The 22,533-nt window shown below is 57.3% G+C and carries 28 protein-coding genes and 1 pseudogene; 13 read left to right on the top strand and 16 right to left on the bottom strand.

Features of this window, described 5'->3' with window-relative positions:
• Positions 1 to 275: 275 nt before the first annotated feature.
• The 3 genes from AB4N64_RS12505 to AB4N64_RS12495 form a co-directional block, all read right to left on the bottom strand.
• The gene (locus tag AB4N64_RS12505) at positions 276 to 575 is read right to left on the bottom strand and encodes a hypothetical protein (protein WP_460125922.1); all 300 of its coding nucleotides are present in this window, start codon (positions 573 to 575) and stop codon (positions 276 to 278) included.
• Positions 576 to 684: 109 nt separating this feature from the next.
• Complete coding sequence (alaE, locus tag AB4N64_RS12500; RefSeq protein WP_460125920.1) at positions 685 to 1,134, bottom strand: L-alanine exporter AlaE; 450 nt, start codon at positions 1,132 to 1,134, stop codon at positions 685 to 687.
• Positions 1,135 to 1,228: 94 nt separating this feature from the next.
• Positions 1,229 to 1,855, bottom strand: a complete 627-nt coding sequence (locus AB4N64_RS12495; protein ID WP_460125918.1) for a hydrolase — start codon at positions 1,853 to 1,855, stop codon at positions 1,229 to 1,231.
• A 137-nt stretch (positions 1,856 to 1,992) separates the two neighbouring features.
• Between AB4N64_RS12495 and AB4N64_RS12490 the strand changes: the two genes are divergently transcribed.
• The gene (locus AB4N64_RS12490; RefSeq protein ID WP_460125916.1) at positions 1,993 to 2,892 is read left to right on the top strand and encodes a LysR family transcriptional regulator; all 900 of its coding nucleotides are present in this window, start codon (positions 1,993 to 1,995) and stop codon (positions 2,890 to 2,892) included.
• 24 nt (positions 2,893 to 2,916) lie between these two features.
• Here the strand turns inward: AB4N64_RS12490 and AB4N64_RS12485 are convergent.
• From AB4N64_RS12485 to AB4N64_RS12475, 3 genes and pseudogenes are all read right to left on the bottom strand, one after another.
• Positions 2,917 to 3,229, bottom strand: a pseudogene (locus tag AB4N64_RS12485) (antibiotic biosynthesis monooxygenase family protein).
• 19 nt (positions 3,230 to 3,248) lie between these two features.
• Positions 3,249 to 4,220 (bottom strand): zinc-dependent alcohol dehydrogenase family protein, encoded by a 972-nt coding sequence (locus AB4N64_RS12480; protein WP_460125914.1) that lies wholly within the window; start codon positions 4,218 to 4,220, stop codon positions 3,249 to 3,251.
• A gap of 156 nt (positions 4,221 to 4,376) precedes the next feature.
• Positions 4,377 to 4,679, bottom strand: a complete 303-nt coding sequence (locus tag AB4N64_RS12475; RefSeq protein ID WP_460125912.1) for an ArsR/SmtB family transcription factor — start codon at positions 4,677 to 4,679, stop codon at positions 4,377 to 4,379.
• 280 nt (positions 4,680 to 4,959) lie between these two features.
• Between AB4N64_RS12475 and AB4N64_RS12470 the strand changes: the two genes are divergently transcribed.
• Entirely contained in the window at positions 4,960 to 5,289 is a 330-nt protein-coding gene (locus AB4N64_RS12470; RefSeq protein ID WP_460125910.1) for a DHCW motif cupin fold protein, read from the top strand.
• Between the two features lie 162 nt (positions 5,290 to 5,451).
• Entirely contained in the window at positions 5,452 to 5,991 is a 540-nt protein-coding gene (locus tag AB4N64_RS12465; RefSeq protein ID WP_460125908.1) for a YbhB/YbcL family Raf kinase inhibitor-like protein, read from the top strand.
• Positions 5,992 to 6,036: 45 nt separating this feature from the next.
• On the opposite strand, the gene AB4N64_RS12460 is transcribed toward AB4N64_RS12465, so the two are convergent.
• The gene (locus tag AB4N64_RS12460) at positions 6,037 to 7,518 is read right to left on the bottom strand and encodes a sensor histidine kinase (protein WP_460125906.1); all 1,482 of its coding nucleotides are present in this window, start codon (positions 7,516 to 7,518) and stop codon (positions 6,037 to 6,039) included.
• Between the two features lie 329 nt (positions 7,519 to 7,847).
• Between AB4N64_RS12460 and AB4N64_RS12455 the strand changes: the two genes are divergently transcribed.
• Positions 7,848 to 8,468: a LysE family translocator gene (locus tag AB4N64_RS12455; protein ID WP_460125904.1), complete on the top strand. Its 621-nt coding sequence runs from the start codon at positions 7,848 to 7,850 to the stop codon at positions 8,466 to 8,468.
• 146 nt (positions 8,469 to 8,614) lie between these two features.
• Here AB4N64_RS12455 and AB4N64_RS12450 read toward each other — a convergent pair whose 3' ends face one another.
• Positions 8,615 to 9,271, bottom strand: a complete 657-nt coding sequence (locus AB4N64_RS12450; RefSeq protein ID WP_460125902.1) for a LysE/ArgO family amino acid transporter — start codon at positions 9,269 to 9,271, stop codon at positions 8,615 to 8,617.
• Positions 9,272 to 9,384: 113 nt separating this feature from the next.
• Between AB4N64_RS12450 and AB4N64_RS12445 the strand changes: the two genes are divergently transcribed.
• Positions 9,385 to 9,825 (top strand): Lrp/AsnC family transcriptional regulator, encoded by a 441-nt coding sequence (locus AB4N64_RS12445; protein WP_460125900.1) that lies wholly within the window; start codon positions 9,385 to 9,387, stop codon positions 9,823 to 9,825.
• A 669-nt stretch (positions 9,826 to 10,494) separates the two neighbouring features.
• On the opposite strand, the gene AB4N64_RS12440 is transcribed toward AB4N64_RS12445, so the two are convergent.
• The 5 genes from AB4N64_RS12440 to AB4N64_RS12420 form a co-directional block, all read right to left on the bottom strand.
• Positions 10,495 to 11,931, bottom strand: coding sequence for an IS1182 family transposase (locus tag AB4N64_RS12440; protein ID WP_460125898.1), 1,437 nt, complete (start codon positions 11,929 to 11,931; stop codon positions 10,495 to 10,497).
• A gap of 74 nt (positions 11,932 to 12,005) precedes the next feature.
• Positions 12,006 to 12,467 (bottom strand): hypothetical protein, encoded by a 462-nt coding sequence (locus AB4N64_RS12435; RefSeq protein ID WP_460125896.1) that lies wholly within the window; start codon positions 12,465 to 12,467, stop codon positions 12,006 to 12,008.
• A 229-nt stretch (positions 12,468 to 12,696) separates the two neighbouring features.
• On the bottom strand, positions 12,697 to 13,044 hold the full coding sequence (locus AB4N64_RS12430) for a DUF6124 family protein (protein ID WP_460125894.1): 348 nt from the start codon (positions 13,042 to 13,044) through the stop codon (positions 12,697 to 12,699).
• A gap of 857 nt (positions 13,045 to 13,901) precedes the next feature.
• Positions 13,902 to 14,840: an AraC family transcriptional regulator gene (locus AB4N64_RS12425; protein ID WP_460125892.1), complete on the bottom strand. Its 939-nt coding sequence runs from the start codon at positions 14,838 to 14,840 to the stop codon at positions 13,902 to 13,904.
• A gap of 4 nt (positions 14,841 to 14,844) precedes the next feature.
• Positions 14,845 to 15,696 carry an oxidoreductase gene (locus tag AB4N64_RS12420; RefSeq protein ID WP_460125890.1) on the bottom strand — a complete coding sequence of 284 codons (852 nt, stop codon included), beginning with the start codon at positions 15,694 to 15,696 and terminating at the stop codon, positions 14,845 to 14,847.
• A gap of 29 nt (positions 15,697 to 15,725) precedes the next feature.
• Here AB4N64_RS12420 and AB4N64_RS12415 point away from each other — a divergent pair, with 29 nt between their 5' ends.
• The 3 genes from AB4N64_RS12415 to AB4N64_RS12405 all read left to right on the top strand — a co-directional run bounded on the left by AB4N64_RS12415 (position 15,726) and on the right by AB4N64_RS12405 (position 16,662).
• Positions 15,726 to 15,887: a hypothetical protein gene (locus AB4N64_RS12415; protein WP_460125888.1), complete on the top strand. Its 162-nt coding sequence runs from the start codon at positions 15,726 to 15,728 to the stop codon at positions 15,885 to 15,887.
• Positions 15,888 to 16,151: 264 nt separating this feature from the next.
• Positions 16,152 to 16,412, top strand: coding sequence for a DUF6555 family protein (locus AB4N64_RS12410; RefSeq protein WP_460125886.1), 261 nt, complete (start codon positions 16,152 to 16,154; stop codon positions 16,410 to 16,412).
• A complete protein-coding gene (locus AB4N64_RS12405) occupies positions 16,405 to 16,662 on the top strand; it encodes a hypothetical protein (protein ID WP_460125884.1) in 258 nt (85 codons plus the stop codon). The genes AB4N64_RS12410 and AB4N64_RS12405 overlap by 8 nt, the downstream gene beginning before the upstream one ends.
• 131 nt (positions 16,663 to 16,793) lie before the next feature.
• On the opposite strand, the gene AB4N64_RS12400 is transcribed toward AB4N64_RS12405, so the two are convergent.
• A complete protein-coding gene (locus tag AB4N64_RS12400) occupies positions 16,794 to 16,994 on the bottom strand; it encodes a hypothetical protein (protein WP_460125882.1) in 201 nt (66 codons plus the stop codon).
• Positions 16,995 to 17,046: 52 nt separating this feature from the next.
• Positions 17,047 to 17,928 carry a manganese catalase family protein gene (locus AB4N64_RS12395; protein WP_460125880.1) on the bottom strand — a complete coding sequence of 294 codons (882 nt, stop codon included), beginning with the start codon at positions 17,926 to 17,928 and terminating at the stop codon, positions 17,047 to 17,049.
• Positions 17,929 to 18,536: 608 nt separating this feature from the next.
• On the opposite strand from AB4N64_RS12395, the gene AB4N64_RS12390 reads away from it, so the two are divergent.
• The 5 genes from AB4N64_RS12390 (at position 18,537) to AB4N64_RS12370 (ending at position 21,651) form a co-directional block, all read left to right on the top strand.
• Entirely contained in the window at positions 18,537 to 18,689 is a 153-nt protein-coding gene (locus AB4N64_RS12390; protein ID WP_460125878.1) for a hypothetical protein, read from the top strand.
• An 8-nt stretch (positions 18,690 to 18,697) separates the two neighbouring features.
• Positions 18,698 to 19,627 (top strand): ZIP family metal transporter, encoded by a 930-nt coding sequence (locus tag AB4N64_RS12385; protein ID WP_460125876.1) that lies wholly within the window; start codon positions 18,698 to 18,700, stop codon positions 19,625 to 19,627.
• 139 nt (positions 19,628 to 19,766) lie between these two features.
• Entirely contained in the window at positions 19,767 to 20,402 is a 636-nt protein-coding gene (locus AB4N64_RS12380; protein ID WP_460125874.1) for a hypothetical protein, read from the top strand.
• Entirely contained in the window at positions 20,402 to 20,827 is a 426-nt protein-coding gene (locus AB4N64_RS12375) for a phage holin family protein (RefSeq protein WP_460125872.1), read from the top strand. The genes AB4N64_RS12380 and AB4N64_RS12375 overlap by 1 nt, the downstream gene beginning before the upstream one ends.
• Positions 20,827 to 21,651, top strand: coding sequence for a DUF3618 domain-containing protein (locus AB4N64_RS12370; protein ID WP_460125870.1), 825 nt, complete (start codon positions 20,827 to 20,829; stop codon positions 21,649 to 21,651). Before AB4N64_RS12375 ends, AB4N64_RS12370 begins: the two co-directional genes overlap by 1 nt.
• A 47-nt stretch (positions 21,652 to 21,698) precedes the next feature.
• On the opposite strand, the gene AB4N64_RS12365 is transcribed toward AB4N64_RS12370, so the two are convergent.
• Entirely contained in the window at positions 21,699 to 22,499 is an 801-nt protein-coding gene (locus tag AB4N64_RS12365; RefSeq protein ID WP_460125868.1) for a gamma-glutamyl-gamma-aminobutyrate hydrolase family protein, read from the bottom strand.
• Positions 22,500 to 22,533 lie beyond the last annotated feature (34 nt).

Genomic DNA, 22,533 nt, shown 5'->3' with positions numbered 1-22,533 from the left:
GGTAGGGGTTGCCTGGATGCCTGCGGTGTCTGGACTTGCATCGCGAGCAGAGCCGCCGCCGGACCTGTAGGAGCGGGCTTGTCGAGGCGTCGAACCGCCGCGATGGTCGTTAACGATGACGAGGGGTGCCTGGATGTAAGCGGTGCCTGGACTTGCATCGCGAGCAAGCTCGCTCCTACAGGTCCTGCGGTGGCTCGGCTTCACAACGAAGAAGGGGCAGATTGTCTTTCAACAAGTCTGCCCCTTTTTTCGTGTACTGCGGTGAAGCGATGCATTCACGCGACACGGCGTTCGATCAGGCGATCCGAGCCACCTTCGGCCACGGCATCACTGAACAGTTTGTCAGTTTCGGTTGCTGCAACGGCGTCGCTGAACAACTTGTCAGTTTCGGTCGCGGCAACAGCATCACTGAACAGTTTGTCAGTCTCAGTCGCCGCTACGGCGTCGCTGAACAGACGGTCGGATTCAACGGCGGCAACGGCATCGCTGAACAGCGGATCAGTGTTGGTAGAAGCAGCGAAGGCGTTCAGTGCGAAGATCGAGAAAGCGATGCCGATGATGGTTTGGCGTTTCATGGTGTGTGCTCCTAGCGGTGGTCAGTGGGTATGGAGCTGATGTTACGCCGACGCGCCGATAAGAGAACTTCATTGAATTAATGGCTGTTATTAATTCGATCAATGATTGTCAGGTATTCAATGACATGGGTTTCTCACCTCCGGACGGGAGCCCGAAGCGATGCCGGACGAAATTCAGGAACGCGCCATAAGGTCGCCCCAGCGCCAGCATGATCACCGTCACACCGAGCGCCCCACGCAGCAATTCGTCGACGTTGGCACCAGAAATGGCCAGGATGGCGGCATAGATTGGCACTTGGAAACTGACCAGCGCGAGGGAGTCCCATGCGATCTGCGAGAACCGAGTCGTACCGGCATAGTGCATGATCCAGTCACGCCACAACCCATAGGGGCGGCCCGAAATCACCATCAACGCAGCGCCCAGCAGGCGCGCATGCAGCACCTGCTCCCAGCTCATGCCGGCCACGAAACGTTCGTTGAGGATGCCGGTCACGGTGAAGAAGAGGATCAATGCCAGTGTATCTGCAGCGAAGGATCGCCATGTGGTGTTTCCAGACAAACCGATTGTTCCTCCCGGCAGAAATGAGGGTGACGCCGCCTCAGCGAGCATCACCTTTACCACATTCAGCGAATTGAGGGTCGCCGATCACTCGTCAGGCATTCTTTTCTGCGTTGAAACCGTCGAAGTTCTCGAACACGCCCATGAATCCAGGAACGGTCGCCTCTCGTGCCCAGTCGCGTTGCAGTTCGCAATACATCTGCACTCGGCTGATAAGTTTTGCGCCGGCCTGTTCCATGCGACGCAACGCCGCCTCGTGCGCGGCGAGCGAAGTGCCACCGACCGCATCCACCGGCACATAAACCTCATAACCTTCCTGGATGGCGTCGAGTACCGGGAACGTCAGGCAAGCTTCGGTCCAAAGTGCGGTCATGATCAGCTTTTTGCGGCCGACCGCCTTCACCGCCTGCTTGAACTCGGTGTCTTCCCAACTGTTGATCGAGGTGCGGTCATAGGTGGGCAGGTGGCCGAGCACATCTTGCAATGGCTGAATCGGAGGCTTGTTGCGACCGGTAGCGACGTTCACGGTGGAGTGGATGATCGGAAGGTTGTAGTTCACCGCTGCCTTGGCGACGCTGGTGATGTTGAACACCAACTCATCGCGGGACATCGAGCGGATCGAGGAGACCTGGATTGGCTGGTAGTCGATGACGATGAGCATCGAGTTTTGCGGCGACAGCAACTGGTCTGTGTGCGGGTTGCGAAGAGTCTCGCTGGCCATGTGTACGTCCTTTTTTTTGGTTTTTTTACGTCTTTTCCCAGGCGCCATCGCCCAGGGACTGGCATTGTGTCGTTGCCAAACTCGACACGGTAGTGCCATTCTCGGACTAACTGTGTTGCACAATGAGGAACCCTGATTTGGATATCGAAGAACTGCAGACCTTCGTGGAGGTGGCTGATAGCGGCGGTGTTTCATCCGCTGCGTTGCGGCTCGGGGTGTCCAAGTCGATCGTCAGTCGCAGACTTGCCAGACTTGAGCAGGAACTGGGCGTGCAACTGCTGGCGCGATCCACCCGGGGGGCTGCACTGACGGAAGCCGGCGCCACCTTTCGCGAGCATGCGGCCAAGGTTTGCACCGAGATAGACCTGGCCAGGGAAGCGATCCTCCCCACTGGCCCGCTTCGCGGTCGCCTGCGTATTGCCGCGCCTCTGTCTTTCGGCCCGACGCACTTCGCCCCGTTGATCGCGGAGATGGCGCGGCGTCATCCTGGGCTGCAAGTCCAGGCGTGTTACAGCGACCGCTTTGTCGATCTGATCGGGGAGGGGTATGACTGTGCGATTCGTGTCGGCTACCTTCAGGATTCCAACCTGATCGCTCGATGCATAGGCCCGATCAATGGCAAACTCGTGGCCAGTCCGACCTACATCCAGACGCACGGTTCACCGCAAGTGCCGGACGACATCATCGCCCATCAGGCGCTGATGCAATCCACAGAGGCCTGGCAGTTCATGGACGGTGACAAGATCATCTCGGTTCGCCCCCAGGGGCGATTCAAGGCCGACAATGGCACTGCGCTGGTGGCGGCTGCCGTCGCCGGACTCGGCGTCGCTTACCTGCCGGATTGCCTCACGCACGCGCATCTGGAATCGGGTGCGCTCGTGCCGATCATGACCCGCTACCCACCACCGCCGGCGGGCGCCTATGTGGTACGCCCTCCCGGACAGCATCCGGCGCGCAAGATACGCTTATTGACTGAACTGCTGATTGAGTATTTCGGCGAGACCCCACACTTTGCCGGCGACGTACTCCCCCTATAGGAGGGAGCACGGTCGCGCTTGTGTCTACAGGTCATCCGGCAGGCTGAAATCGTTTCCTTCCAGGTGATGAACCGTCGGTTCCCCGCAAAAGTACTCCTCCAATGCCAGCATGAACACCCGATGGTCTTCACTCGCCTCAGAAGCCTGGTGTGTGATCCTCAAGCGTTTGCCAGCGCACGATCAGGTTGAAGTGTTCAGGCGTTTCGATGCCTTGTGCAAGCACGTGGCCAAGGTAACCCTTCGCACGGCGAAGCAGTGGAACCACCTCGGCAAATGCTTCCCTGAAGCGTTCAACCTGGTGCTTGTAAACGGGGAGTACGGCGATCTCGTAAATCATGATGTTCCCTCGCGTGGGTTCAGACAGCCGACGGCTCGACGGCAATTGCAATTTTTCCTTGAAGGCCATTGTTTGGGCTCTCCAGGTGGGCATGGGCGGCGCCAATGTCGGCCAGTGAATAAACCGCACCCACATGCGGCCGCAACTGACCACGCTCTACCAGGGCACTCAACTCATCGAGCTTGCCGCGGTTTTGCCGGGTGAATACGAAGTGATAACTGGCGTTCTTGCCCCAGGCGTTGATCACGTTTTGCGGCTGGGCAATGTCAACAATCGACACCACGCGGCCCAGTTGTGCGAGCACGTCGGGGCTACGCGACAGTGTGTTGCCGCCGATAGTGTCGAACACCACATCGACGCCGTGGCCATCGGTTTCACGCAGGATAACGTCGACGTAATCTTCCTTTTCGTAGTCGATCATCACATCGGCACCCAGGCCTTTCACGAAGTCGAAGTTCGCTTCGCGCACGGTCGTGAACACCTTGGCGCCCATGGCTTTGGCCACCTGGATCGCGACATGCCCGACGCCACCTGCGCCACCGTGCACCAGAATGCTTTCGCCCACCCTGAGCACGGCTCTCACGGTCAGGGCCTCCCACACGGTTCCGCCCACCAGTGTCAGGCTTGCCGCCTCAAGATGGCTCAGGGAAGCAGGTTTTTTTGCAACGATGTTTTCGGCCGCAACGTGATATTCGGCGTAGCTGCCGGAACCTTCGAATATCTGCGGGGTGTACCAGACTTCGTCTCCTGCAGCGAAGGCGGTCACACCGGGGCCCACCGCCTCGACGACGCCGGATATGTCGTGTCCGGTGATCGCTGGCAAGGGGACCAGGTCAGCGTAGTCACCGCGTCGCACTTGATAGTCCAACGGGTTGATCGAGGTGGCGTGCACTCGCACCAGCACCTGTCCCGCGTGTGGCACGGGCTTGGGAACTTCGCGCAGTTCGAACGACTCGGGGCCGCCAAATGAGTTAAGGATCATTGCTTTCATGGGGAATTCTCGCTTCGGCAAAAAGGAATATCGGGAAAACTCGATGTATAAACTGAAAATTTTTACGACGTTTAGGCTAGGTCTTGATGGTCATGGCGGATCCTTGTTTCTGGAAAAAGGGATATCGGGAATAATCGATATGATGTGGTAAAAAAGTTACAGCTCTTTACCGATAATATCGGCCAGGGCGCTGATGGTTGCTTCATTGCGTTTGTAGTATGTCCATTGGCCAATGCGCCTGACTTCGACCAGGCCCGCGCGTTGCAGGGTGGCCAGGTAATCAGACACCGTCGACTGAGACAGTCCGACGCCTTCTTGAATGCTGCTGACGCAGACACCCACGGTATGCACGTCCCCTTCGTCCTGCGCCGGGAAGCTGTTCACGGGGTCTTTCAGGCCTTTGAGGATGTCAAGGCGAGTCCGGTTCGAAAGGGCTTTGAAGATGTCGAGTAATTCCATGGAGGTGAAGATATCGGAATTTACCGATATGTCAATCCGTCAATGCATGAATGACCGACCAACGGTCAATCAGGGACTGTGAACTTGATCTCCTTCTGCCGAGGCCGACCGGTGGTGCCAATGGGCGAACGACCCGACCGAGTGCGCCCATCGCGAGCAGGCTCGCGCCTACAGGAGAATATTCGGATTCGCTGTATGACGTATTTAAGTGACGTCTGTGTCTATCGGCAGGAATATCACGACGTTAGCGTGTGGGCACCATCGATTGAATGAGGCCGCCATGGAGCTGACAGCTATCCCGTTTGGCACGACCGACTGGTCGAGCATTGAAGTCACCGCGCACCCGGGAGAGACCGGCACGGCCTACTGGCGCACATGCCAGTTCGGGACGATTCGTGTTCGGCAGGTGGAATACAGCCCCGGCTACCTTGCCGATCATTGGTGCCACAAGGGGCATATCCTGCTTTGCCTGGAAGGCCGGCTGGAGACCGAACTGGAAGATGGGCGGGTGTTCACGCTGACCGCAGGCATGAGTTATCAGGTCGGCGACAACGCCGAAGCGCACCGCTCATCCACGCTCGTCGGTGCCAAACTGTTCATTGTGGATTGACCGGCCTGCTCAGTTCCCACCTATCCCGAGTGGCTGTTCTCGAGATAACAGCCAGTCGCCCAGCCATACCAAAGCATAAAAAGACAGCGTTGAAGTATGAGTGTCGGCCACTTGTTGAAGATTTAGAGTTTGCGGACAACAGTCCCCCAACTTGAGGTTGTCATGAACATCAAACAGATCTTGTGCGTGCTTTCCCTTGGAGTCTCCTTCATCGCCCAGGCGCAGTCGTTTTCCCTGACCAGCGACGACATCGCTCAAGGTAAATCGCTGACCCAGCGTGAGGTATTCAATGGCTTTGGCTGCGACGGCGCTAACCTCTCGCCGCAGCTTTCCTGGCGCAACCCGCCCGCAGGCACGAAAAGCTACGCCATCACTGTTTTCGATCCTGACGCACCCACCGGCAGTGGTTGGTGGCATTGGACCGTGGCCAATTTGCCGGTGACGGTCACCAGCCTGCCGCGGGGCGCGGGTTCAAACCTGCCTGTCGGAGCGGTCCAGGGGCGCACCGATTATGGCCAGGCTGGATTCGGCGGTGTTTGCCCGCCTGCGGGTGACCCACCTCATCATTACCAATTCACTGTCTGGGCATTGAAGGTCGATTCCTTGCCGGTGGATGCGCAGGCGAGCGGGGCGCTGGTGGGCTATTTACTCAATGCCAACGTCCTGGCCAAAGCGACGATTACCTCAACGTATCAGCGCTGACCTTGAGTGACGCACGACGAACCACTTCGTGCGATGCCGCCTGTCTCATGATGCACTGCGCGCTTGGCCGGGCAGGGAGAAACACATGTTCGTCCCGTGCCCCGGCGCGCTTTCAGTCCAGATGCGCCCTCCATGGGCTTCGATGATCGACCGACATATCGACAGGCCCATTCCCATCCCTTCCGGCTTGGTGGTGAAAAAAGGACTGAACAGTTTGGGCAGATTCTGCGCAGGGATGCCTGGACCATTGTCCTGAATGCGCAACAGCACGTCATTACCCGATGCCGTCTCCAGCAGGATGGAAATCCGTCGTCCTTTAGGTGGCATGCATGACAATGCCTGTAACGCATTCAACAGCAGATTGATGATGACCTGCTGCAACTGAATGCGATCACCCTGGACCCATAAACCGTCGTACCGTGGCTGAAACTCGATGTTGACCTTGTGCCGCCTTGTCTCCCTGCGTGTGAGCAGCAACGCCTCTTGCAGCACTTCCTGCAGGTTGATCGACAAGTACTGCGGTTCGGATTTTCGTGACAGTGCTCGAATGCCGCGAATGACTTCACTCGCGCGATGGGCTTCGCTCATGATGCGCTGGATGGCGCCGCAGGCTTCGGCAAAATTGGGGTCTTCGCGATTGAGCCAGCGCAAGCCTGCTTCTGCGTTGGTCGTCACCGCGGCGAGTGGCTGATTGACTTCGTGGGCAATGGACGCCGTCATTTCACCCAGGATCGTGATGCGGGTCACGTGGGCCAACTGTGACTGAGACTGATGAAGCGCCTCTTCGGCACATTTTGCAGCGGTGACATCCATCAAGGCGCAGAGGTACTCGCAGCATCCGAACGAGTCGGCCCTGCGCTGAGCGAGCATGCGAACATGTTTGCAACGGCCATCGGGCATCAGCAACCTGAACTCCGCTTCCGGACATTCGTGCTGGGCATAGGCCCCCTCAATCAGTTTTTTCAGGTCGCCCGTATCCTCGGGATGAGTGCGAGAGATCATCTGTTGCAGGGTGGGCTGCTCAGGCCCCTCGAACTCGAATATCCGCCGCGCCTCTTCAGACCAGCTCAGTTGCCCATCCGGCATTTTCAAGCCAACGCTGCCGGTGCGGCTCAGCCGCTGCGCCCCGGCCAGGCACGCTTCGCTGCGGTGCAAGAGCTGCACTTGTCGCTGCAAAGCTCCCCTGGCTGCTTTGTTCTTCAGTGCAAGGATTGCGCTGATGGTGATGGCAGCAAGGCTCACCAGGCAACGTTCGAAGGGCGGTACCTGCCATGTGTCGGCGTGAGAGACGTGGGAAAGCAGATACGCCGCCAGCGTCAGCAAGCAGCAAAGCAATGAGACCGTGCGCATGCCCCGGTAAGAGAACAGATCACTGGAGATCAGGATCACCGCAACGTAGAGCACCGCGATGGCCACATCCAGCGAGGTCAACCAGTCGACCAGGAAAATCACCAGCGTCAGCGCGACCGCTCCAAGCCTGAGCATCCATACATGGGGTGTATTGATCAATGCACGGTACTTGGACATGACTGAAGGGACCCTTTTCATTCCGACGGATTTTTCTTGTGTGGGCACATTGGAATGTCAGTGAAAGCCTGCCGTTGCCAGGTCGCCATCCGCGAAGCATCCGTCAGCGGTCAGTGCTTTGTCAGGTGGATTCGCGGGACCGAGCTTGACTGACCACAGGCCACTGCAAGCGGTTTCACCTACGCGTAGCGTTTTGCACAGGCCTCGGAATTTAACAGCGAGCCTACGGCGTACGATACTCATACCTTCGGTTAGTCAAGGTGTGTGCCGCCATGGCGCGCCTTGGAAGGGCGCTGTAGCATCAGCGCAGAATGGTTATGGAACTGCCCATGAATCTCACGACCCTGGCGATATTCCTGCCTGCATGCTTCGCGCTGAACATGGCGCCGGGGCCTAATAATCTGCTGTCGATCAGCAACGCCACACGCTATGGATTGCGCACGGCTTGTGTGGCTGGAATGGGGCGCCTGCTGGCCTTTGCGATCATGATCGCGCTGGCGTCGGCAGGCCTTGCGGTGGTACTGCAAACCTCGGAGCTGGTGTTTTACGGGATCAAAATCATCGGTGCGGTCTACCTGTTCTACCTGGCGTATCAGCTATGGAGGGCCGACCCGCAGGCCGAGGTCGAATCACAGGAGGAGAGGGCCGGCCTGTGGCAGCTTGCGCGGCAGGAGTTCTTCGTTGCCGCCGGTAACCCCAAGGCCATCCTGATTTTTACCGCGTTCCTTCCGCAGTTTGTCGACCCTGCTGCGCAAATCAGTGCCCAGTTCGCCGTGCTCGGCTTGCTGTTTCTGGTACTGGAATGGATCGCCATCGGCATCTACGCCTACATCGGCCTGCACATGCGCCGCTGGTTCGCGCAGCCTCGGGGCAAGAGAATCTTCAATCGCTGCTGCGCCGGCCTGTTGTCTGCGGCGGCTTCGATGCTGTTGATGGCGCGGCGGGCCTGATCGAGGGAGGTCGCGCCACCCACCACTTCCTGCAAGCGAGTGGCCGAAGAGGAGGGGGCGAGGATTTTAACCGGGGTTCTGGAGAGGTCCATGTCAACGGTCTGGGAGACGTTCAAAGCGACTGGGACACTACTGCCACTCTCAAACTACATCGACGCCCGCCCAAAGACTTCGTACAACCCAGTGAACGCTTGGGCAAAACCAAAGGTAGCGATGGCGGCTGCGGAAATCGAAGAGATGACCCGCATGAATGAAACGGGCATTTTCTTGCGCAGCGCCGCCGTGAGCCCGCTCAGGCACAGCCACCACGCAGCGGACCCCACAAATACCCCGGTGAGTATGGAGCAGGTGGCGAACCACATGGCGCCATCGCCCTGCTGTTGCTCGCCGGACAGTGGCTCAAGTGCTGCAAAGATCGCGATGAAAGCCAATATTGTCATTGGGTTGGAGAGGGTTAAGCCGAACGCTGTCAGAAAATCACGAGTGACCGCCACCGAGGCTTCCACCTGCGCGGCCTGCTTGGGCTTCAGCGCGTCACGGGCAATGCTCCACGCCAGCCACACCAGAAAGGCACCGCCCACCACTTTAAGCAACACCGCGAGCGAAGGTGCAGACAAGGCGATCCCGGTAAAACCAATCGCCCCGAGGAATCCATAGACCGTGTCGGCGCTTGCAGCCCCTAGCCCAGTGGCGAGCCCCGAACGGAAACCTCGCTTCAGACTTCGCTGCACGCAGAGCAGTCCAATCGGGCCCACGGGTGCGGCGATTGAAAAACCAATAACCAGTGATTTAACGAACAGCATGTTCCTCTCCCGGCGATACCCATTGATCACGGGGAGAATGGTAGGCGGCCCTTCAATTGTGCAGAATGGGTTTTCCAAGGAAAATTCACCTTCTACCTAAGGAATTAAGCCATATGGATGATATTGACTGGAAAGTCCTTGAGCGATTCCAAGCCAATGGCCGTATGACCTATACAGAGCTTGCCCGGCATGTGCACCTCTCGGTGCCGGCCGTCACCGAGCGCGTCAAGCGACTGGAGGAAGGGGGAGTCATCGAGGGGTATGCGGCTCGGGTCAACCCGATAGCGGCGGGTTACCTGGTCGGCGCCATGTTGGCGATGACGGTGCCCCAAACGGCCAAGGCCAAATTTCTCAAGCTGCTGGAGACGATTCCGGAAGTTCTGGAGTGTCATCACATTACAGGAGCAGATTCCTACATCTTCCGAGTAGTCGCCGCCAGCATGAGCGATCTGGAGCGGCTGATCGAAAAGATCAACATCTACGGAGAGACGCGAACGTCAATTGTGATGTCGACTCCGATTCCTGCGCGGGCGATTGAGCGGCCTGCTCGATGATGATCCAAGTTGGGGCAGGGTAGGCCGCGTTTTGCCGATTTCTGCCGTTTGTGATGGGCAGAAATCGGCCAATAGTGGTCAGTCAGAAGTCGTGCTAATGCAGTTCAAAATCTGAAAACTCAGCTCGATAATAATTGTGCGTCAGGTCACTCCCTAAAACAGTGCATGCATTGACGCGCACGCCAAGTCCTTAGCTGCCCGTCGCAGAATGAGCAGCGGGCAATTTTTTGCTTGCACAGAGGCTTCATCCGGTGGCGGAAATATTCCCAGACAACATTCGGATCGATATTTTCTCGGCGGGCAATCTCATCTACTACTGCCTGATCACCCTTTTCGTGGAAACCCCCGATGATCGCTAGCGTTTCAATTGATGGGCAGTAAACAGTAATTGATTCGCCGCATCGATTACAAACACGTTGACCATGGTCAGTAGACATAAATTCGTTTCAGTGCCTGGAACAGGAGATGACCTTTTTACTAGACGCTGGGTGCAGTGACAACGTCCGCTTCGGGTCCAGGTTGTGTGAAAACGCGCTAAGTACGTCGAAAACTGAGAGTCGTGAGGATTGTCTGTGGAATCAGCGGACGGAAGCGCGAATTAGCTTAGTCAGTGAAATAGAAGCTCGTAATGCCGTTTGGGCCGCGTAACTGGCAAGCCAAGCGGCTGGATCAAGCCCTGATCGCCTCAAGCAGTCCTGCGATGCCGAAGATGCTCATCATTCGTTTGAGGTTGTAGGCGAGCACGTGAAGGCTCATTTCGGTACTTACCCGCGCAAGTGTTTTGGTCAGGAAGTGGGTGGCTCCCATCCAATATTTGAGCGTTCCAAAAGGATGCTCAACGGTCTGTCGACGAACCCTCATCATCGCTGGATCATGCTCCAGCCGAACCTGCATCGCATCGACTACAGCCTCATGTTCCCAGCGTTTCACACGGCGCTCCTTACCCGTCGTACATTGCTGTTGCATTGAGCAGGACTGGCAGCCCGAGAAGTAGTAACAATGCAATAACATGCCGTCTTCCGTCGACGAATGTCGCCTGGTTAGTAACTGCCCCGCAGGGCATCGATACTCGTCCGACGCAGCAAGATAAATGAAGTCCTGCTTGCCAAATCTGCCTTCCGCTTTGCTGCCAGATGTGAGGGGTTTCGGTACGAAGGTAGTGATGCCGGCTTGCTCGCAAGCAAGGATTTCCAGACCTTTGTAATAGCCTCGATCAGCCACCACCGTTAGCGTTTCAGCTCCGATTTCTTCACGCGCCTGGTTCGCCATATTGCTCAACTGCCCGCGATCATTGCCAACGTTGGTCACCTCATGGGCAACGATCAGATGGTGTTTGTCGTCGACAGCGGTTTGCACGTTGTAGCCAACCGTTCCAGTGCCTCGGCCGCTCGTGGCCATTGAGCGTGCATCTGGATCGGTGAGGGAGATCTGCTGGTCTGGACTTTCGTGGAGCTGCGCCTCGATGTCCTTGAGTTTTTGCATCTGTTTTTTCAGTGTTTCTATTTTTTCTTTAAGCCGCTCTGCTTTGGCCTCGGCCACTTCGGGCGTTGCCCGATCCGCCGAATCCATCGCCGCCAGATATCGATCAATGCTCTGCTCGATTTGCTGCATGCGAGCCTTCACTTTGCCCTGAGTGAAGTTGCGGTCTCGATTGTTGACGGCTTTGAATTTGCTGCCGTCGATGGTGATGATCGACTGGGAGAAGAGATTGAGGTTGCGGCAAAGAACTACGAACTGGCGGCATACGCTACGAATGGCTTTGCCGTTGTCTTTGCGAAAGTCGGCAATGGTTTTGAAGTCCGGAGCCAAACGCCCCGTTAGCCACATCAACTCGACGTTGCGCTCGGCCTCACGCTCAAGCCGGCGGCTGGACTGAATTCGATTGAGGTAACCGTAGATGTAGATCTTCAGCAATACCGCTGGGTGATAGGCCGGACGACCCGTTGCGGCAGGATCGACGCCCTCAAAACCAAGTGCGCCCAGGTCGAGTTCATCGACGAAAACATCGACCACTCGGACTGGATTTTCTTCGGTTACGTAGTCATCCAGGCACTCCGGCAGCAAGGTGACTTGCGTCCGAGCCTCACCTTCAATAAATCGCTTCATGATCGCCCCCGCTACGATCTCAACGATCAGAAGCTTAGATCATCCTCGCTGTATTACGGCTTTTGGCCATAAAGCTAAGCTTGCTTTTCATCAGGATTGAGGACATTGCCGGTGGGGCTTGGACAGTAGTTGGCGAGCTGGGGAACAATGGATTTACCCATGCAATTGACTGCCGCAAAGTATTTACGGCCGCTTGAATGGGACAACCTTGCGTGACATTCGCAACAATACTCGTCGTGGTATTGGCCATCAGGTTTGAAAAATAGTTTGGCCTCGTTGAGGTCGGTTATTAAAAATCCTTCAGATTTCAAAATTTGTTCAAAACGATCACGTAATGAAGAGATGGCGGTGGGAAGGTGGGGATGACTGCGAAGCTCCTTCGGGTATGGGGTCGCACTCAGTAGATCCAACGTCGCGATAGGCTCCCCGGTTACTTTGAGCGCTTGCAACAGATGTGGGTGTACGTACGACAGACCACTGGCGGCGTGATGCGCAATACTTTGACAGACACTACTGAGGCGGCGACGGGAAGGCATTAATTCTTCCTGATTTGGTTTGCGAGCTGCGTCGAGCTGCTGGATTCCTAGAGACCATATGGTGCCTCATAACCTGGACAAATGCCCCCATGGCCGAATCGTTATAAAAATTTGTTTTCACACAGCCTGGGTCGGTTGCTGCCCTTCAGACGTGACAACTACGGCACTCCGTAGCAAGTTAGCGTCAACGTGATCGTTCCCTCGCCTGGGAACGATCAGCCACTACCACTTACTCAATCGGGTCCAACTGATCCAACGCTCGATTAACCGCCAACTCCGCCAGCATGAGGACCTGAGTAATACCCAGCAGGGTGTTACGGTTGGTTCCTTCCGTATGATCCGCCACATCCATGGTCATGACGCTGGCAGATGCCAGTGATTCGCACGCGCTGCCGAGCAAGGTCTGTATGTCGACGTCGGGGTTGACGAAAAACATCGAGCATATTTTGCGGGGGGTGGCTTTGACGTCGGCGAAGAACCCGGGTTCGTAGTAGTCGGTGTCGGGTTGTTGTGAGTAGGACTTTTCGTTGGTGGATGCAGGATCGGCATCCGGTGCATCGGATTTTGACTTGGACATGAATGAAGCTCCTTACTTACAAAAAAGAGAGCCATCACACTCGCTACCAAACAAGGGTGGCGGCCATGCACAGGTTGGTAGACCGGACGTAAGGAAACCGGCGTGCCCGTAGACACCCTGTGCATGGTCACCATGAGGCAGGGTCGAATGAACACTGCGAATCATGCCGCTATGCACCTTACGAGAAGCCGGGCTACCAAACCCCATCACTGTTTTTTCAGCGACAGGAAAACGATAAAACCCGCACCCAAGGTGCACAAGCCGGCGGATTCTGGCGTGGTGGTAGGCATCGGCGCAAGGTTGTGTAGCTTTCAGGAAGTAAATTGGCAGGCGATTAAACAAGCGGCCAGCGTCGAAAGCCAGGAGACGGACAAACGAGCCACGATAGGCGTCGTGACCACCCAATAAACTGCTCGGCAAGGGTTCCGGGGCATTTTGGGCTGAGCATGCTCGCGATGGTGGCCCAGGCACCGCGGGGCATCAGATGGCCCTTGTTATCGTTGACGACCATCGCGAGTGAACTCGCTCCTACAGGTCTGGTGTGAACCGCATGATTTGGGCATGCCACGACCCCTGTAGGAGCGAGCTTGCTCGCGATGGTGGCCCAGGCACCGCAGGGCATCAGATGCCCCGCGTCATCGTTAACAACCATCGCGAGTGAACTCGCTCCTACAGGTCTGGTGTGAACCGCATGATTTGGGCATGCCACGGTCCCTGTAGGAGCGAGCTTGCTCGCGATGGTGGCCCAGGCACCGCGGGGCATCAGGCGCCCCGCGTCATCGTTAACGACCATCGCGAGTAAACTCGCTCCTACAGGGTGGATTGACACGAAAAACACCACGGGGCATCAGGCCTCCCTAATGCGATGACACATAAACCGAACCCGACGCCGGCGCCGGCAGCGCGTAGGTCGCTTTCATCCATTCAATCTCCGCCTGCGGCGTACGGCCAAAGAACCGTTTGAACTCGCGGCTGAATTGCGAGGCGCTTTCATAGCCGACATTGAACGCCGCCGCCGAGGCGGTCATGGCCTGGCGCAGCATCAGCAGGCGAGCTTGGTGCAAGCGCGTTGATTTCAAATATTGCATGGGCGAGGAGTCCGTCACGCTGCGAAAATGCAGGTGGAAATTGGGCACGCTCATGCTCGCTTCCTGGGCCAGTTGCTCGACATCAAGGCGTTCCTGGTAGCTGCTGTGGATCTTGCGAATGGCGCGGCTGACCTTCCCGAAATGGCCGTGGCGATTGAGCGCGGCCCGCATTGAGCCACCTTGCTCGCCGATGAGAATGCGGTAGTAGATTTCGCGCACCAGCGACGGCCCCAGGATGGCCGCCTCGCCCGACACGCTCATGGCTTCGAGAAACCGCAGCGTCGAGCGGCGCAGGGAGTCGTCCATCGGCGAGGCGTACATGCCTTTGGGTGGGGCGTCGCTGGGACCGTGTATTTCATCGACTTGCAGCATCAGCTCGCTGGCCATCTGCAAATCCAGGCGCATGTAGATTGCCAGCATCGGCTCGGCCGCGCTGGCATCGGTCTCCATGGTGAAGGGCAGGGGCACCGACACCACCAGGTAGTGCTGGGCGTCGTAGACGTAGACCTCGTCGCCCAGATAGCCGCGCTTGCGTCCCTGGCAGAGGATGACGATACCCGGGTCATAGAGCACCGGCGTACGGCTCAGCGGCTGGTTCGAGCGCAGGAAGCGTACATCGTCCAGCGCGCTGAGGTTGTAACCTTCCACCGGCGCGAGTTGGGTGAGCAACTGCACCATGCGTGCGGTGTTCGGGTCGGCCCCTTTCATCCACTCATCCTTTGCCGGGTGCTTGATAGTCGGTAGAGCGGGTCAGCGCTTCCCATTGTTCAATCTCGGCGAGCGCGCCTTGCAGTTTGTCACGCACCAGGCTCAGTGCGTCACTGCCCAGTAACAGGTGCCTGGGCGGGTTAGGACTGTCGATGATCTGCAGTATCGCCTGCGCGGCTTTGTGCGGGTCGCCCAATTGCTTGCCGCTTTTCTCTTCACGCCCCTTGCGCACCGGATCGAAACTGGCGTCGTAGTCGGCAATGCTGCGAGGCGTGCGCTGCATCGAGCGGCCAGCCCAATCGGTGCGGAACGAGCCCGGAGCGACGGCGGTGACGAAGATGTTGAAGGGTTGCAGCTCTTTGCTCAGCGTATCGGAGATTCCTTCCAGGGCAAACTTGCTTGCGCAGTAATAGGCGATCCCCGGCATGGTGATGGTGCCGCCCATGGAGGTGATATTGAGGATATGTCCCGCCCGGCGCTGCCGGAAGTAGGGGAGCAACGCCTTGGTCACCGCCACCGGGCCGAACACGTTGACGTCGAACTGGTGGCGCATGTCTTCCAGTGGTGACTCTTCGAAGATACCTTCGTGACCGTAGCCAGCATTGTTGATCAGCACATCAATCGGGCCGTGCGTCGATTCGATCTCGGCGACCACTCGGTCGATGCGCTCGAAGTCGGTGACATCCAACATTACACCGTGTGCGTTTTGCGGGGAGAGTGCTTGAAAGGCCAACAGGTCGGCTTCGCGGCGGACAGTGCCGATGACGCGGTGACCGCGCGCAAGCGCCTCTTGTGCCAACGCGTTGCCGAACCCGCTGCTCACACCAGTAACGAATAGGGTTTTGGTGCTGGTCATGGCGTACTCCCATCAATAGGTGAGGTGCCATGGTAGCCATCGCCCGATCACTGACCTATGCCGGTTTGTCTTCGAGCATTGCCTATTTCTATCAACACTTGGAATCAGGACACGAGCGGTGGGTGATCGAGTCATCAAGGTCTCGCCAGGGCGTGCTGGCGATCCCGGACTGTGTGCAGGAAGGCGAGTGAGGAAAACTTAATGCGCCCTCGCTTTCGGCTTGTGTCACTTCGCAAAACCGGCACACCACCACACCGCCTTTGAGCTGCCAATGTGCGTTCCAGGAAACGAGTTTTTCAGTCGGAGTCATGAGAAAACGGTTCGATTAACTGTACATTGAGATTAAAATTGTACAACTATTTTGAGGCCGCATCATTTAGTTCGACCGAGCGGCAATCCGTTTGAATTTTCAAAGACTTGAAGCATCACTTGCTTATGAGCAAAAGGAGACCCTCATGAGTCAAGTTGATCTTTTCGTTATTGAGTACAAGCTTCATGGGGAGCAAAAAAAGTTTGTCATTCGTACCGCCGAAATGAACAACGCGCATGCGTGGCAGTGGGCCAGTTGTGATGCTGGCGTTGCCCCCATTCCCAAGCCTGGCCGCAAACCGCTGAAACCCATGACCAAACCGATGGCAGAGCGCTACGGCATTACCGATGTCCGGTGGCGCGCTACGCACTCGCTTGCATGGGATGAGGAGCATCAACATGGATAATCCGCAGCCGTCGTTGCATTGCGAGGATAGTTGGGAAGAAGCGCTGGCGAGTAATCGCCGGCTTTTTCGTGAGGCGGACAGATTGGAAGATGATGCCTATCGCATCATCGAGTCAGGGATGAATGACCCGGGGGTGCTGGCGCGTTTTTCCGAGGCAAAGGCATTGGCAGATGCGCAGCGAAGAGCTGCGTTTCTGGATTGGCTGCGGATCAAGCGCGAGAGGGCCGCTTCAAAGCAAGACGGCAATTAAGTCGCCCACCATCATCGCGGCACCTGACACAAATATCAGGGTCCCCAGCAGGGGCAGCGGATGAGTCACCAGATTCGTAAACGTTGTCATGAAGTCTGCCTCGTAAAAAGCCCTTGAATGGTCGACGCGGATTATCCGCGCCTTGCGTAGTGCTCGTCTGACAAGGGCAACGCATTGGGGAGAAGCGTGCCAACACCGAATACATTGACGGCCATACACACCTTGAGCGCTCTGCATGCCTGCTGACAGTCGAACTCAAAGCCTGCATGTGCTTTTTCCATTTTTTGGGCGAAATAAGTCCTGACATTCAATTTTCGCGTGGGTTTATTCACGGCTGTAGCTCCGAAATAACAGCGACCCCGTAAAGGGGTCGCTTCAGGTTGATCAAGCATTCTTGCCTTGCACGAAACCAGAGCCCAGATCGGCTCCCGTGACGGGTTCGCTGGTGGGGTCGGAAGCAGTTCGAAGTTTCATCGCTTCAAGTACGGCTTCATCCGCTTCAGGGAGATCGACTGCTGCCAGGCCGTCGCCACCGTCGACTGCCGGTTCGGGATTTTCGACGTATTCCCACTCGACACCTTCGTTCCATGGACCGCGAACATTGGGTTCGCCCGACATGTTGAAGTATGTGTTGGCGAACTCCGGCATCCCCGGGAGTTTGCCTTGCGGGAAGTTAGGCTGAATCGCATGAAGCGCTTTTTCGAACGATTTCTGGTGGGCAATTTCGCGGGTCATCAGGAACCCCAGCGCGTCCTTGATGCCTGGGTCATCGGTGACATTCATCAATCGCTCGTACACGATTTTTGCCCGTGCTTCCGCTGCGATGTTGGAGCGGAAGTCAGCAGTGGGCTCGGTGATGGAGTCCACGTAAGCGGCGGTCCAGGGGACGCCAGCGGAGTTCACCAAGGGCGCACCTGCTCCATAAAGCAGGCTGGTAATGTGGGAGTCATTACCGGCACCATTCATCGCGCGGTAAAGTTCTCCCTCTTCCTGCACGGCTTCGGCCAGTTGTCCCTTCGCACCCCGGTTGAGCATGACAATGATCGAGCCGACGATTTCGAGGTGACTCAGTTCCTCGGTCGCAATATCCATTAATAGATCCTTGCGGCCTGGATCTTCCTCGGCCAGTGCCTGGGTGAAATAGCGCGCTGCTGCTGCCAACTCGCCATTTGCGCCACCGAACTGTTCAAGTAGCAGGTTAGCCAAACCGGGGTTCGGTTCTGCTACGCGAACGGTGTATTGAAGTCGCTTGTTATGTAAAAACATTTTGATTTCCTCAGACCAGGTTTTATTCGCGTTCACCACTGTGGGTGTTGGCGTATGCCCTATTAGTGAGAGGAGGGAGGGGTCGAAATTTCCTTTTATTCGTGCGCGCCGTGACGAGCGGTATCGTTTCTAAAGTTCAAGTTTTTTTGCCAAAGACGCCCGCAAATGACGACGAAAAAAAGGGAGTCATTCACTCACACAGTTGTCTATAGCGTTAGCGGCTCGAGGCAATCACGCCACGGTTCGTATGAATTTAACGCGCACTCAATAACGAGGTAGTACTTATGAACAGCATTATTTATATCGTCGGCCTGGTCGTGGTGATCGCAGTTGTCCTGTCCTTTCTGGGCCTTGCTTGATCGTCCAACCACGAATAAAGCGGACGTCTGATTCAGCAATGTGGTTGAACGGACGTCCTTTTAAAACAGAGGTTCTCGTTCGGTTTGCTCACCCAGTTTGACAACTCGCCAACTTCCGAGGCCGTCTGTCGAACGTTCTGTAAGTTTTTGAAGTTATCCAGAACTCCGGCGCTTCAGATGTGGGGTGGCGATCTTCGTGCATCTGCCGGGGATCGCACTCACCCATTCTCTGAACAACAGGAGTTTCAAATGGCTCGCTCGAAACGCGCCGGGTTTGATCCAATACGTTCCAGCGTATTTGCCGCCACCATCGTTTCCTTTGAGCGTGAAGCTGCGCGTATCTCAAGTGGCTTGCTCTTCCATCAACCAGGCTCGGCGACCCGACGCCAGGGCCTGAATTAGGAGAAGCCATGTCGCAATCTTCATCTTCATTTCGTTTGGGGTCTCGCTCCTGGGTCAGGCATCTCAACCGATCCGGTTGGCTGGGTTGGTGTTTCTGGTTGATGGTCGTCGCAGTGGCGGTCTTGCTGTTGTTCAGCGGCTATGGCGCCTTCGTGGGTGCCAGCAGAGATTTTCTGCATCTCGCCGTTCTGGGAGGACTCTCGGGCTTTGGAGCAACTGCGCTGGGCGCTTGCGTTGCATTGATCCTCAGGGAAATCTCGTCTCGCACTCAGGACACAATGTTGGGGTTCGCTGCTGGCATGATGCTGGCTGCCAGTTCCTTTTCGCTGATCCTGCCTGGCATCGCGGCGGCCAGGGATTTGCTCGACAACCAGTTGCTGGCGGCGAGCATCGTGGTACTGGGGCTCGGCCTGGGGGTCGCGCTGATGATCGGCCTGGACCGATTTGTGCCCCACGAACATGTTGAAAGTGGCAAGCGCGGACCTGAAGCGAAGCGCATCAATCGGATCTGGCTGTTCGTGCTGGCGATTACCCTGCATAACTTGCCCGAAGGCATGGCCATCGGCGTGAGCTTTGCCTCTGGCGACATGAAGGTCGGGTTGCCGCTGACCACCGCCATCGCCATTCAGGACATTCCCGAGGGGTTGGCTATCGCGCTCGCATTGCGGGCCATTGGACTGCCGGCGAGCCGAGCGGCAATCATCGCCATTGGCTCAGGGCTCATGGAACCACTGGGGGCGATTATCGGCTTGGGTGTTTCCAGCAGTTTCGCCTTGGGATACCCGGTGGCGCTGGGCTTGGCGGCAGGCGCAATGATCTTTGTCGTGTCCCATGAAGTCATTCCCGAGACCCATCGCAATGGTCATGAAACGCCAGCCACGCTGGGACTGATGCTGGGCTTTGGGGTCATGATGTTTCTCGATACGGCACTAGGCTGACCTCTTGAATAGGGGCGTTCGTCCCGCGCGCAACAACCTCTTTGAACTCCTGTCGAGTCTGCTCCGTCCCTTCTTATGAGGGGCTCAGGGCAGTTGCACTGTGAAGTCCCGACACGACTTTTGCGAAGTGAGGGACGGCATGAATACTCAAGACAGCAGGGCGGCGACTTCGACGGGCAACCCGGGCGAGCATCAACCCGAGCAGGATTTTCAACATCTCAAGGAAGACCTGACCGAGTCGCTCGGCAGCGCGAGGGAGAAGGCTGATGCGCAGTTCGGTGAATACCGCGACACCGCCGCCGACCAGATTGAAGCGTTGGCGGAGGGCGCGAAATCGTTCGTCAATGAACTGCAGGATCACGACGGTCTCGGCATGTCGGATTACCTGACCGACATGGCAGAGTCCATGAGCGGCCTCGCGGGCAACCTGCGTGGCAAAAGTGCGGAGCAACTGTTACATGACGGTGCGCAGTTGGCGCGCAGCAATCCGGCGTTGTTCATTGCCGGCAGCATCGCCATCGGGTTTGGATTGTTGCGGTTTCTGAAGGCGGGCACTGGCGCGACAGTGGGCACCAGCGATCCGGCCGCCGGCCACTCGACGCCGCCCACCGATAGCTATGGCGTGCACCGTCCCTATGAAACCTCGGTCACGCCTGCGTCTGAACAACATCCCGGCCTGGCCACCGGCATTACGCCGGCCTCGCCCGATGCGCAGGACCATCCTGCCGATTTTGCCAGGCCTTCGACCACTCCAGATACTAAGGGAGCACTGTGATGAACAGAGACGATCCGGATCTTCGCGTGCAGCAACCTTACGCTCCCGCCGATGATGCCTCGGTGGTCGGGCTTTTGCGTCAACTCACCCGAGAAGTGCCCGCGCTTTTTATCAAGGAGCTGGCGCTGGCCAGGGCCGAACTTCAGGCCAGCCTGAATACCCTCAAGGCCGGCATCGCCGCTGTCGCAGGCGGCGCTATCGTGCTGCTGGCGGGCTTCATCATCTTGCTGATGTCTGCCGTCTACGGCTTGAGCATGTTCATGGCGCCTTGGCTGGCAGCGCTGATCGTTGGCGTGGTGGTGATGGTGATCGGCTTTGTGATGTTGCAATCCGGAAAAAAGCAATTTGAGCCTTCCCACTTCAAGCCTGATCGTACGCTGGATGCCTTGAATAAAGACCAGGAAGCGCTACGGAGGAAAGTCTGATGAAAAGCGAATTGGAAATGGAATCGCACAAAAGCCCGGAGCAGATCGAGCGTGAGATCGACGCGCAACGTGCCAACATTGGCGATATCGTCGACAAGCTGGAAAGCAAATTCACGCCGGGTCAGATGTTCGATCAGGCGTGGGGCATGATGCAGAACAACGGCACGGCTTTCCTCGGCAACCTGGGCACCAGCGTGCGCAACAATCCGGTGCCAGCGGTGCTGACATCCGTGGGTTTGTTGTGGCTGATGATGAGTCAGAACAAGCCGCCGCTACGGCAACCTGGCTATCGCACCGGCCCTGATCAGGATCGAATGGGGGAGTGGGCCGACGGATTGGCGGATGGCCTGGAGTCCGCGCGCGATCGTATGCACCACACCGCTGACTCAATCAAGGACGGGGTGCATTCGTTGAAGGACAAAGCGGCCCACGTGGGTGATCGCTTTGGCACGGCCACCGAGAACATGAGCCACGCCATGCACAACGCCAGTGATCGAATGGCGCGCAACTCACAGGTGGTTGGGCAGCAGTTCAATCAAATGCTCAAGGAGCAGCCCCTGATGGTCGCCGCTGCTGGCATTGCGCTGGGGGCGTTGATCGGTGCCGCGTTACCCACCACCAGCGCTGAGCAGCGCTACATGGGGCGCACCAGTGCGGGCTTGGTGGGCAAGGTGAAAAAGCAGGCGCAGGACGGATATGAGACGGTGCGCGATACGGTGACCAGGACAACCGACCACACGCAGCACGATGCATCCGTAAAGCCTGCGCAACGGCCTGAAGATTCCTCGCCAACGGATCTTTCCGGCGGGTTGGGGATGTCCTGAAACCTGAGATAACTCGGGGGGCTTCAAGCCCCCCGATGTTTACCCGGTTAAACGCTCTTTGCTGGATTACGCAGGACGCTGGTGCTGTACCCGGTGGCGATGACGCGCTCTGCCGCACGCTGTCGACAGGCGTCGCCAAATGCGCGGAAGATGGCCAGGTAGTCCGGATGGCCCATTACCTGCCATTCCGGATGCCATTGGATTCCGAGGGCGAAGGCCTTACTGCCTTCCACAGAGAGTCCCTCTATCAACCCGTCTTCGGCTACCGCCTCGATTCGCAGACCATGACCGACCGTTGCAATGCCTTGGCCATGGACCGAATTGACCTCGATGTTCTCCGCCAATCCCAGGCCCGACAGCACACCGCCTGACCGCACTTTAATCGCATGCGCGGGTGCGTACTGATCTTCGATGGGTTCGTTGCCCGGTGGTTCGTGCTCGGCGCCAGTGTCACCGAGCTGTTGATGCAGCGTGCCGCCGAAGGCGACGTTCATTTCCTGAAAACCGCGGCAGATCCCTAACACCGGCACGCCTGCCTCCACCGCCGCGTGCCAGAGTGGAAGCGACACTTTATCCCTGGCAGGGTCGTGCATCGTCCCCGGCGGGCTCGGATGGCCGTGGTAGTGATGCGGTTCGATATTGGACGGGCCGCCGGTGAATAGCAGCCCATCGAGACCATCGAGGATTTCCGCCGGGTCCAGCAACTCCGGTAACAACGGTAATATCAATGGCAGCCCCTGGGCACCGGTCGCGACCGCACGCGAGTATTTGTCGTCATTGATCTGGACGGGATGTTTGTTGATTTTCCATGAACAGGCAGTGACACCAATGATTGGCAGACGAGACATGTGAACCCCCCGATTCACGGCGTTATGCCGTTTA

The sequence above is a fragment of the Pseudomonas sp. S2_C03 genome (assembly GCF_054668405.1).
The sequence above is the reverse complement of the archived record's forward strand: the minus strand, read 5'-3'. Positions and strand labels throughout refer to the sequence as shown.